The 11897-nt window shown below is 50.6% G+C and carries 11 protein-coding genes and 1 pseudogene; 11 read left to right on the top strand and 1 reads right to left on the bottom strand.

Translation table 11 applies throughout. The annotated features are described in order from the left end of the window. Nucleotides 1–76: 76 nt before the first annotated feature. Nucleotides 77–991, top strand: coding sequence for a LysR family transcriptional regulator (locus Q4D85_RS12935; protein ID WP_303200996.1), 915 nt, complete (start codon nt 77–79; stop codon nt 989–991). 89 nt (nt 992–1080) lie between these two features. Continuing rightward, entirely contained in the window at nt 1081–2196 is a 1116-nt protein-coding gene (locus Q4D85_RS12940; protein WP_303200998.1) for an ATP-binding protein, read from the top strand. Here the strand turns inward: Q4D85_RS12940 and Q4D85_RS12945 are convergent. Continuing rightward, nucleotides 2179–2382 (bottom strand): hypothetical protein, encoded by a 204-nt coding sequence (locus Q4D85_RS12945; protein ID WP_303201000.1) that lies wholly within the window; start codon nt 2380–2382, stop codon nt 2179–2181. The genes Q4D85_RS12940 and Q4D85_RS12945 overlap by 18 nt on opposite strands. A gap of 969 nt (nt 2383–3351) precedes the next feature. On the opposite strand from Q4D85_RS12945, the gene Q4D85_RS12950 reads away from it, so the two are divergent. The 9 genes and pseudogenes from Q4D85_RS12950 to Q4D85_RS12990 form a co-directional block, all read left to right on the top strand. Continuing rightward, nucleotides 3352–3720, top strand: coding sequence for a hypothetical protein (locus Q4D85_RS12950; RefSeq protein WP_303201002.1), 369 nt, complete (start codon nt 3352–3354; stop codon nt 3718–3720). Nucleotides 3721–3722: 2 nt separating this feature from the next. After that, nucleotides 3723–4727 carry a hypothetical protein gene (locus Q4D85_RS12955; RefSeq protein ID WP_303201003.1) on the top strand — a complete coding sequence of 335 codons (1005 nt, stop codon included), beginning with the start codon at nt 3723–3725 and terminating at the stop codon, nt 4725–4727. Nucleotide 4728: 1 nt separating this feature from the next. Then, nucleotides 4729–5805 carry a hypothetical protein gene (locus Q4D85_RS12960; protein WP_303201005.1) on the top strand — a complete coding sequence of 359 codons (1077 nt, stop codon included), beginning with the start codon at nt 4729–4731 and terminating at the stop codon, nt 5803–5805. Then, a complete protein-coding gene (locus Q4D85_RS12965) occupies nt 5802–6464 on the top strand; it encodes an ABC transporter ATP-binding protein (RefSeq protein WP_303201006.1) in 663 nt (220 codons plus the stop codon). Before Q4D85_RS12960 ends, Q4D85_RS12965 begins: the two co-directional genes overlap by 4 nt. Nucleotides 6465–6798: 334 nt before the next feature. Further along, nucleotides 6799–9240 carry a DUF262 domain-containing protein gene (locus Q4D85_RS12970; protein WP_303201007.1) on the top strand — a complete coding sequence of 814 codons (2442 nt, stop codon included), beginning with the start codon at nt 6799–6801 and terminating at the stop codon, nt 9238–9240. A 563-nt stretch (nt 9241–9803) separates the two neighbouring features. Continuing rightward, nucleotides 9804–10100: a toxin HicA gene (locus tag Q4D85_RS12975; RefSeq protein WP_303201009.1), complete on the top strand. Its 297-nt coding sequence runs from the start codon at nt 9804–9806 to the stop codon at nt 10098–10100. 43 nt (nt 10101–10143) lie between these two features. Then, a complete protein-coding gene (locus Q4D85_RS12980; RefSeq protein WP_303201014.1) occupies nt 10144–10470 on the top strand; it encodes a type II toxin-antitoxin system HicB family antitoxin in 327 nt (108 codons plus the stop codon). A 93-nt stretch (nt 10471–10563) separates the two neighbouring features. Further along, a pseudogene (locus Q4D85_RS14545) lies at nt 10564–10753 on the top strand (hypothetical protein); the annotation flags it as partial. 470 nt (nt 10754–11223) lie between these two features. Next, the coding region (locus Q4D85_RS12990) for an IS3 family transposase (protein ID WP_303201012.1) at nt 11224–11897 on the top strand (674 nt) is incomplete at its 3' end.

Here is an 11897-nt window from a genome sequence, read left to right on the forward strand (position 1 = left end):
ATCTGTTAGTCTAGCAATAAAATCTCGCGTTAATTGTTTAGAAATACTTAACTATTGGGAAGTGTGGGGTCGTGACGTGCGCAAAAAGCTCGGGAACCTGTCTAATCTCACCCGCCTACGTATGCTGTGCGAACTAAAAAGATTGGGCACAATGGGGGAGGTGGCGGAGGTACTCATGATGACCCACTCCGCCGTGTCCCAGCAGATCGCCCAGCTGGAGAAGGAGGTGGGCTACCGTCTCGTGGAGAAGGCGGGGCGCGGGGTGCGGCTGAACGATCGGGGCGAATTGTTGGCTGATTATGCTGCGAAAATGCTGGCGCTTGCTGATGAGGCGCAGGCGGCGCTGAAGGACCGCCGCGATGTTGCGGGGCTGTTGAAGGTGGCGACCTTCCAGAGTGCGCTGGTGGGTTTGATCCCTAGTTTGGTGCAGGTTCTGAAGCGTGACTATCCTGATTTGCGGGTGGAGTTTTCCCAGTTCGATGTATCAGACGGAATTGCGGAGCTTTTAAGTCATCGCGTGGATCTGGTGATCGGCGAGGAGTTGCCTTTCGCGCCGAGCACCGATAGCCCCAGTTTGCACCGCGAAGATCTGTATGCGGAGCCCATGGTGCTGGCCTGCCCCAAGGGTAGTCCGTGGTTGGCGGTGAAAGATTTTGCGCAGCTGGAATCTGCCCCGTTTCTGCTGAATCCCGCGGGTACGATTGCGGGGTATTGGGAGCGCAATTTTTGTCTCGCGCAAGGGTTCGTGCCCACGGTTTTGGTGGAGTCGCCGGACCCGTTGGTGCAGCTTAACCTCGTTTCCCAGGGGGTGGGGGTGGCGCTGATACCCTCGCTGGTTCTGCGCAGTGAACGCGGCCCACTGTCTAACGTCGATGTGTACCCCCTGCCCGGCGACCCCGAGCGCGTGCTGTTTACGGCTGTGCGTGTGGGGCGTGAGAACCACCCCGCCATCCACGCTTTACGACGCGCCCTCCACGTCGCCCGCCCCTAATCCGCCTCGTCCCCCGCCTTATATCCGAAAAAGGCTTTTATACCAATTTATCCAAAGAATCGGCGTTTATATCATTTATACTTAGATGTGTGAAGAATCCATTTCGCCCAAGCTTTGGTCTCAACCCCCATATCCTCGCCGGCCGGGCGGGATTGTTGCGCAGCTTCTCCCTCGCGTTTTCTGAGGGGATCGGTGCGCCGCTGCGCGTTTCCCTCCTTTCCGGCCCGAGGGGAACGGGGAAAACTGTGATGCTTAATCACATTGAGTCACTGGCCCAGGAGCAGGGGTGGATTGTGCTGCGCGCCTTTCCACGTCAAGGCATGATTGACAATCTTCTCGACCCCACGATAGCCAACGCGCTCGTGGAACTCGACACCACGGACAACCCTCTCACTCGACGAATCTCGGGTGTTTCCGTGGGAGGTTTTTCGCTGAACACCGAAATGGTAGCGGCGTCGCAGTCGCGAAAAACCCTCAATACGCAGCTTCGCGCACTCAGCCACGCAGTGGCCAAGCATGGTGCGGGGATCCTCATTTCACTCGACGAAGTGCAATCCGCGCAGGTTGATGAACTCGCAGAGCTTGCTACAGCAATCCAAGACCTCATCCGCGACGAACACGACATCGCCTTCGCCGCAGCAGGCCTACCTGAGGGAATTTACAGCCTCCTCGACCACCCCGGCACCACCTTCCTCAGGCGTGCAGAACACATTCAGCTCGGGAAACTCTCAAGCGAAGATGTGAAAACCTCCTTCGCGGAAACCATTACAGCGGCGGGACGCGAAGTTACCACGGAAGCAGTCGACGAAGCGACACGAATCATACGAGGCTACCCCTATCTTCTTCAGGTGGTGGGCTCACTGGCGTGGGCGGCAGCCAGCCTCGAAAACTCCACCACAGTTGAGGTATCCCACGTAAACTCAATCGCGGATGACGCCCAAATGCGCATGGAAACCCACGTCCACCAACCCGCACTGCGAAAAATACCAGAAAGCCAACGCGACTTCCTTCACGCTATGGCAGAAGTGGCAGTAGGCGAAACAGCCCACATCAAAGCCATTGCACAACACCTCAACACCACCACCAGTGCACTTTCCACCCGCCGCCACGCACTCCTTGAATCTGGAATCATCACTGCCCCAAAACGTGGCGAGCTAGGATTTACTCTGCCGTATCTCAAGGAATACCTATTGCGCACACATTGAAAACAGCACCGCATGCAACAAGGGAGGAAAAGCCCCAGGTTCAACCGGAAAACCGGCAACAACAAAGAGTGCAGTAGCGTCGACAAGCAAAACGGCGAAGCCAACATTTTTATTTACCGAGGCTGAACTGCAACGAATCGATGTACAGAGTTTCGTCAACAGTACAAAGTCGACGTGTTCCATCATTGACAAGATTGTGACATACTGGGAAAACGGACGACTCCGTCTCCTTGTCAAATCATGAAGCTAATTCGATTGCACTTGCCACGAATCGCCTCGCCTGCGCGCTCACGGACGGCATGACTACCGCACAGTGGGAACTGAATAGGGGACAGTGGGTCGATTTTGGAAATGCTCAGTGCGTGTAATGCCTGCGTCTGTATGGTTGTGTAGAAGGTAACTTCGAAGCTTAAAGCTCGCCTGAGCGGGGTTAATTTCTCTTCTTGATCTTCTATTAAAACGTTTACTCAGTCAATAAAAAGAATATGTAAATGAGCTGCGCTGCGAGTATTTTCTCGATGGAGGTCAGCTTTGTTTTTTTTGCCTATCAGGGCGCTTTCATGGTGGTTATGCGCAGGAGAAATAGGGTTAATTGATGCGTTTTTATCGTTTATCGTTTTTGACCAGGAAAAACAATTATAAACGGAACCGCCACGTGCCGATGTGTGTCGCCGCACTCGTCACAGCGCTTTCCGCTGCTGCTGAAACTTCTACCGTTGGCCGTCTGGCTTTAAGCGCCACGCATGGGTGAGTGGGGTTGATTTGAGCAGGTAAAGTGGTGAAAATACTGCTGGATATAAAGTGTGCGCTCTGTGTTCGACGCAAGGGGTTTTGTCTACTCCGAGGTTGTGGGTGCCGTGGCGCTGGCACCCATCATCCCATGGTGCGGGTGCGATAAAAACTTGTGATAAATCACACTTTTTTCAATATCCGGATTGGGGAAATTGGAAGTGATCTGATTATGTGATGTTTTCCCAGCGCTTGGTTGTTTTTACTTTAATGGATATTGTTAACGAGTTTAATGAATCCATTGCGTGTAATTAAAGATGGTAAAAAATAATTACGAAATACCCTTGAAATTCCAATTAAGCGCTTATATGGTTTGTGGGTGAGACATATAGGCCAAAGATATTAAATGACGAGGAGGTCGTTGATATGAAAATTAGAAACCAACTAGCGGCGGTCGCCGCTACCGCCATTGTGGTGCCGACTATCGTCGCAAGTCCTGCACTGGCAGGAGGGGGAAACTACGCTGAAGCGTGGGAATCATGGATGGGCGCACGCTGGAATGGCTATGTTCAGATCCAGGCTTCCCATGACGACGGGGGCCAAAACGCGAAGCAAGGGTATCACCGATTCACCCGAGAGGCGGGCCCTTCTTTGGACACGGGACGGATGTACACAGCGCAAGCAAGCTCGCCATCCGATAGTCAAGTCCACAGCCGACAAGATTGGGTATGGGATTCCCCATTGTGGGGCGATAAACACACCACAAAGTACAATTACGACTTCTTGTACTGGTGATCATGGTACGTGCGAAGGTAGGGGAAGGTAGGTCATTTATCCTCGCGCTATTGATGGGGATACTAGCTTCTTTCGCCGTGTGGTCTTTGGCATGGACTATTCAAGCCCGCACAGAACTTACCTTTGGCATTACCGATAATTACTCCCAGATGCGTATCGCTGGGTCGCCACGGGCAGGCGAGAGCAAAGCGCAGGTGTTTGAGAAATTGGACGACGTGCTGAGCGCACACGGGGCGGCGCTTATTGTGGACGGTCAAGGAGACGGATTCCCAGGAATTCAAGCGATCGACCCCAAAGGCGTTATACCGTGGTTACCCAGCGATTTAGCGTCAGGTGTGGAACAAGACGTGTCAAAGGTTGCGGTATTCAGCGATACCTACTGCGCACGCGCTTATGCTCACACACAGCACTGCGAACTTCTTCCACCCGACAGTCATATTGTCGGGGTTACTGAACCACCAATAGGTGCTGGCTACTACCAGTATGTTGTAATTCCGCATGCTTCGACCGAACTGAGTGCAGCGCGATTAGTTGTTGCCTCAGCCACCCCTGCGGCTGTAGAAAGTGTCGCAACAGTACTGCAAGAATCAGGCTTTGATGTTTTTGTTGCGCCGCAGCCGCCATTGTTGCGGGAATTAGCCGAAAACCCACTGGTTGTCATTTCATGCGGCTTGTTTTCGCTTGGGATCGTTTTCGCAGCGCTGTATTGGCGGCTCCGGAACGCACGGTTACGCGCCATGTTCATGATCAGAATGGGGGTGGGAGCCACTCGGGGACGACTTATTAGGGATTTCACCCTTCACGTAAGCCCGTTTTTGCTGCTTGGAACCGCCTGCGGGACAGCACTATCCGTTCCCCTCGTGCGGTTAATCAGTGGGGTTGCCATACCTTACGGCATTATTCCATCACTAGTGCTGGGTGTGGTGCTTTCATTTCTATTGCTCGCGATTGTATATGCGGTAATGGTGGCGCTTAGCCTTCGTATGCGGGGACAAGGCGGGATTTGAGATGCTATCTGATATCGCCGGAGGACTTAAGCTCGCTGTACGCAGATGGCGGTACAGCCTCAGTGTTGCTGTGATTTTTGGAATCGTCTCGGTCGTGATGTCGCTGATCCTTGGCGATGTCTTGACCGAAGCAGGCGCACTTCGCGGAGGGACGAACCTCCGAAAAGCTCAAGCCGTGGTGTTTACTCCCGTTTACCCACCTCAGCGCGTTTCTGAGACGAACAATGAGACAGTGCATATGCTACAGGACCAGATCGATACCGGGGCTGCGTACTCCTCGGTTGTCAACAACCTCGCAGTCAATGAGCCTGACGCATTTGGCGGCACGAAAACCATTGCGGTGGTCGGGGAAGAAGCATGGCGAATGTTTCCGCACCTCGGCACAGGCTGCGAAGCGCCGTGCGTCTTACGCGGTGCATTGCTTCCTCACGACGAATCACCCGTTAATTTTAGGGGCATTACTTTTTCCTACCACGGCTTATTGGATCGGGGTGCCGTATGGTTCGATCCGAATGCTGCGGGAATGAATCTCGATTCCTACCAACTGCTAGTTCTCAAGCCGAGCCAGATTGAATTCCTTGACGAATACGAAAAAGAAGAACTAATCACCAAAACAGTTCTGCTGAACCCAGAAGACGAACTATTGGACCGCTATATACATTCCGCCGCCGCAGGTTCGTTGTATTTAGTGCCCAGCGATTTAGCGAAAGAACAGCCGGAACGCTTTGCTAGTTTGATGACAAAAGCCGCGTTGTACGTGCTGGCGCTTCTTGCCTTTAGCCTCTTAGCGGTGTTTGCATACAGCTCAGTAGTGAAAGAAATAATAAGGCAAGAATCCAAAGCATTCTTTATCAGGCGGTTATGCGGCGCACCAGCCGAACGCCTAGCAGTCCGGCTTCTAGTATTCTTGGCTGTTTCAACACTCCTTTTGCCGCTGGGAGCCTGCTACTTGCTGTGGCTTATGGGACCACCGGTTGATATTGGCGCGAAAGTCATGGCCGCAATCATTGCGCTGGTTTACGGTGCATTGTCGTTGAGCGCATTGCGGGCAACGAAGATAGAGAAAGGTGTGCCGTGAATTTCTTAGTCGAGATGAAAAACGTGAGCTACTCTTACCGCAACAAAAGCGAAGAGGTAGCGGCACTGCGCGATTTTTCGTTACAGCTAGCCCCCGGGGAGCTGGTTGCCTTGATGGGGCCGTCAGGTTCCGGTAAATCAACAGCACTTCTTATCGCTGGCCTCATGCGCCCCCATCACACAGGCGAACTAATTGTAAACGGGCAACCCGTACCGAAATCCGAACGGGAAAAGGCCACGTTACGCAACATGTTCTTCGGCTTTGTGTTTCAGGAATACGCCGTCATAGAGGACCTACCTGTTTGGGAGAACGCGGCACTGCCACTCGAATACTCCGATGCGTCGCTCTCTCGCCGTCAGCGTCGACACCGCGCCGCCGCCGAACTAGAAAAATACCACATCGAAGATTTGGCGGATCGGCAGGTGTCGCAACTTTCGGGCGGTCAGCGGCAACGCGTCGCCATTGCGCGGGCAACGATCAATAATCCCCAGGTGATACTTGCCGACGAGCCAACCGCCGCCCTCGACGAGGAAGCATGTGACAACATCATGCGCATCTTTGGTAGTTTGCGCGAAGCCAACCGCGGCATCGTGATCGCCACCCACGACCCACGAGTGGCGAAACAATGCGACCGGGTCGTCTCGCTGCGGTCAGACTAAAGCGGGGAACGCGCTAATCAGTGATGAGGAATTCATGCAAAAGGTCATGTCCAGACGAAAATATGAAATGACGTGTGATTTTCTCCAGTCTTGTGTTAAATCTTTTCAGCCACAATCTTCCTTCCGGAGGGTGTCTGCAACCAATATTGCAAGATAGGATTGCTGCGAGTCCTGGTTTCGTCGCTATTGCCTTTTAGTACCAAGATTTAACACATGCATACCGGTGGGGAAGGGCTATTCCGGACGGAATCCCATGAAATCAGCTCGAGAATGCATGTATTGGTAAGATTACTGAAATTATTAGCCAACGTTCAGGTACTAACAAGGGGAACAAATGAAAGGCGATGTCCGCAGTATCCTAGCCGCCTACGACGGAACCTACCGCGAGCTCAAAATACCCGTCTATCAACGAAACTATGACTGGCAACTCAAGCAATGCTCGAGGCTATTCGACGATCTCGAGGAAATCCTCGCAAGCGGAGGCAAACGCCACTTTTTCGGCTCCATCGTTGGGAAAATGGAAGGTTCATTCCTCTGGATTGTTATTGACGGACAACAACGCCTTACCACCATTTCACTTCTTATCCTCGCGCTTGTTCACGCATCCGAAGAACAAGACATCCGACTCAAAGATAAAGATCTACCCAAGAAAATATTTGCCCAATACTTACGGTGCGGAAGCGAAAGTGAAGAACTCAAGTTCAAGCTTAAGCCCATCAAAGATGACGCCAGTGCATACCGAGCGCTGTTCAGCAAAAACGTTGATGAATACTACGAGAGCTCAAACATCACCGTCAACTATCGTTACATGCGTGAACGACTCAAGCAGACCGTCCACACCGCTGATGAAATCTGGGAAGCAATCGGCCACCTCGACGTCATGCTCCTCAATCTTGATGAACCCGACGATCCTCAGCGAATCTTTGAAAGCCTCAACTCCACTGGTCTAGAACTGCGAGAATCCGACAAAATTAGAAATTTCATCCTAATGGGATTAAGTGACACCGAACAAACACGCCTCTACAATGAACGCTGGAATCCGCTAGAGAAAAACTCCAACTTCAAAACAGACTCATTCATCCGCTGGTACCTCACCACCAAAACATCCGCCACTCCCAAAGAGCAGGAACTTTACGACGCGTTCAAGGACTACGCTTCATCCAGTAAGCAGGAAAATCACCAGTCCATGGAACGGCTGCTCGACGATCTTTTCGAATACTCAAAGCTCTTCCAAGGTCTCACAACTGCTCAAACCGGTATCGCCAAAGCAGACATTCTCCTCAGCCGCATTAATCCTATGATGGGACAAGTGGTCCTGCCATTCCTCATGCCAACTCTCCACGACACAAAATGTGGAATCATTACTGAAGCTGACTTCGTGCAAATCCTCACGATTCTCGAATCGTACCTATTCAGGCGCAATATCGTTGGAGCTCAATCAAATGCCCTGAATAAAATTTTCGCTACGGCTTATAAAGAAATACGGAAACTACATAAGTCTGGGACAAACTACTCCGATATTCTCGTCTACACCTTGAATAAACGTGAAGGAAGCGGTCGCTACCCAACCGACCGCGAATTTGAAGAAGAGTTTAAAACCCGCAACATGTACAAAATTCGAAGTGAATTACGTAGCTACATGTTCGACCTTCTGGAAAACAGAGATTCTAAAGACATTCGAGACATTGCGGGAGCCCTTAATAACAAGCAACTCTCTGTCGAGCACATCATGCCCCAAAAACTCACACCTGAGTGGAGTGAAATGCTGGGTGATGGCGCGGAAGAAATTCACGCAACCTGGGTTCACCGAATCGGTAATCTCACCGTCACTGGTTACAATTCTTCCTATTCCAATTCGTCTTTCACCAACAAAAAAGCAATGGAAAACGGGTTAGAAAGTTCGCCTTACAGGATCAACGAATATGTCAAAAGCGAGAACACATGGGGGCTGCATCAACTCGAAACGAGAACCAATGAGCTTGCGAAATTAGCCCTCACATGTTGGCCGTCATTCAGCACGGAGTTTGCGCCACCAGAAACCTACATGGATCACGTACCCATGGGGACTCATGAGGATGGTGCCGAATTCCATGGGCGAAAACTTACCTCTGTGGAATATAAGACAAAACAATTTTTCGTCAACACTTGGAGCGCAATGCTGCCAATGGTCATGCAATGGATTGCTTCCGAACGACGCACGGAAATACTTCAGTTCGCCCGAACCAGTGTGTGGATTTCAACAAAAAGCGAAAGTGTTCGAGGCTGGAAGAAAGTCGATGAAGGGCTTTGGGTTAACGTTGCCTGTGACACCGAGCAAAAAATAGCGTGGTTGCGTGCACTTTTCAAATACCTCAACCTTGATCCTGACGATCTTGTCTTTGCGTTGCGTCCAATCAATGCGCACAAGGGGGTAGCTGAGGACTATGCGGAATCTGAAGATTGGCAGTCTCCCTATGCCGAATTAACCAAATACGTCGACGTGCTCAAAGAACTTCAAGAAATACAAAACGAAAACGACGGTTTCAACCAGCTGTACAAAGATTTCACAGACACGTTCCTTGCCTTTGATTTTGATCTGGCAACCACCGAATATGCTAACAGCACCTTTGACATACTTGCTCACGTAAGCGACATGGATGAAGTTAGCGATACACATGCTTTAGCGGTCATTGCCATGATCGTGAAAATGAGCGAAATGATGGGCCAATCATTTTTCAATCAGCAAGTTATACAAGGTGAACTGCTGAAATGGATCATGGTTTTACAGCGGTTTTAAATTAGTTCCTCTGATTTCTATTTGGAATACAGTGACCGTCCACAGTAGGGAGAAAGCAACGTGGAAACGGAAGATGCTCATCCCTGGGCGCCGACGGATGTAACTGACGATAGCGGTACATGGGATGCCGAAGTCCAAGGTTCTCAAGATGGGCTTATGCTTGTGGCGTTGTGTCGTGTGGGTTGCTGAGGCTTTACCATGTCGACAAGCCGCAGCAACACATTCGAATGATCAAAATCAGGCACCGTGTGCGGTTGTAAACCGTCGTGGCATCAAAACTTAAACCAGTGCAAATTTCCTATTCCACGCTGGGTAGAGTCAGATTGACCATGCATACACCGCGTACCTGACGTCGTAAAGCTTAAATGTAGCAAGGGCAATGCCTTTGTTGGTGCCGATGGTCGCAGTAGTTTTCACGAAATCTCCTCGTCAGTGGGGCAGAAGCCATCACAACAAAAGGGCCTGGATTTTGATGGCGAAGTCTATTTTGCGGCTGCTCCAAGATCAACGCTCATCAATGAGCACCCCTAGACAAATGGTACTGTATATAGTACCATTTTCTCATGGAGGAAGTTTCAGTACCTGCAGGGATAGAAAAAATTATTGAAAGAATGCGAGTTTCCAATAAAAATGTGCGCTTTGAAGAACTGAAAAAGGTGTGTGACTTTTTCTTTGAAAAACGCCCCTCTCGTGGAGGGGGCAGTCATGAAACATACCGCACTCCTTGGCCGGGAAACCCCCGTGTCAATATTCAAAACAAAGGTGGAAAAGCCAAACCCTATCAAGTAAAACAGGTGCTTGAAGCGATCGATATGTTTAACAATTTAGGCTTATCCCCGCGGAATAGCCACGGCCATTAGTAGGGAGCAGATGAAAGGAACTACCGTGAACGTGCATGATGCAATGATTAACCAATACACATATCAGACTTTTTGGTCAAAGGAAGACGATTCTTTTGTGGCCACGGTCTTTGAATTTCCTGGATTGTCGTGGCTTGAGGAAACCCCAGAAACCGCTGTTCAAGGCCTCCGCAGTCTCGTTGAAGAAGTGATGGAAGATATGCTTGCCAGCGGTGAACAGGTGCCAGAGCCTGTGGGTGAACGTGAATTTTCGGGCAAATTTAATGTGCGCATTGGAAAGTCATTACACCGAAAACTGGCAATAAAGGCACACCATGAAGGATTGTCATTGAACCAATTTGTCCTTCAAACTTTGGCTGCAGCGGTGTGAGATTAGTTAAGGTATAGCGGTCTCATTTCAAAAGCTTAGATTTTGTGGGTGAATGTTGTTTGGTGGATGAAGTTTTCGAAGGCGTGGAGTGAACTGCCCCAGGTTTTGTTCCGTTTGAGTAGATGGGAAAATCTGGAATATGCCAAAGAAATTTGATCAAGATGCTAAAGATCGTGTGGTCCGTCTTGTTGAGGACCGGATCCTGGCTGAAGGGCTGTCTATGCAGGCAGCGTGTCAGCTTGTGGCACCGAGGCTTGGTGTGTCGTGGCATACGGCTCGTCAGTGGGTTCAGCAAGCCAGGCGTGACGGCGCGGAAATCATCCAACGTGATGAGGCTGATGTGATCGCCGAAAATGCGTGGCTGCGGCGTGAAAATCAGGAGTTACGGGATGTTAATGAGCAGTTCAAAGGCCGCATCGGCTTTTTTCGCATCTAGACTCGACCCGAAACGAAAGGAAATGATCAGGTTTATCGACCACTACCGTGATCGTTTCTGAAGTCGAGTTCATCTGCCAGACGTTGAATAGTCACCGTGTCGGTGGGTTTATTACCTCTCGTGGTTACCGCCAGTCAAAGGCCTTAGGGAATAAGTGCTCGCGTACATTCGTGACAGAAACATTGATAGAGCTGATCCGACGTATCCATAAGGAAAATTACTGAAGTCTACGGTGTCCGCAAAATGCGGCATGCTGTTCCGGACGAGCTTTGCGTCGTGCTGGGGTGACTATGGGCCGTGAACAAACAGCACGTGTGATGCGTTTGGCGGGTGTGTGCGGTAAAAGCAAAGGTAAAACCCCGATCACCACCCGTAAAGGCACGCAAACAGACACCCGACCAGACTTGGTTAACCGTGACTTTACAGCCAGTCGTCCCAACCATTTGTGGGTTGCTGACATTACCTATGTACGGACCAGTAAGGGGTTTGTGTACGCAGCTTTTGTCACCGATGTATTCTCCCGTAAGATTGTCGGCTGGGCGCTATCAGATTCACTACGAACTCATGCATTGCCCCTTCAAGCTCTTAGTCAGGCGATCGCTTCAGCTAAAGAAACTACTGGGCTGATTCACCATGCTGACCACGGCGCACAGTACGTAAGCATTGTGTACAATGAACGGCTTAAAGAGTGCGGAATTGCTGCATCAACCGGCACGGTAGGGGATTCTTACGATAATGCTCTAGCGGAAAACATCAACGGCTCCTACAAAAATGAGCTCATCAATTCCCATAAATGGGCCGATGCTGTAGAAGTCGAAATCGCCACGTTCCAATGGGTCACCTGGTGGAATGAAACCAGACTCCACGAAAACCTAGGCTACCGCACACCAGCCGAAGTTGAAACAGAGTTTTGGACAACCAACCACCAACAAGACATAATGAGGTTTTCTCACCAGAGCTTCTTGTGGTTGAGGCGTAGGACAACAAGTGC

Source organism: Corynebacterium sp. (assembly GCF_030532965.1).
Lineage (GTDB): Bacteria > Actinomycetota > Actinomycetes > Mycobacteriales > Mycobacteriaceae > Corynebacterium.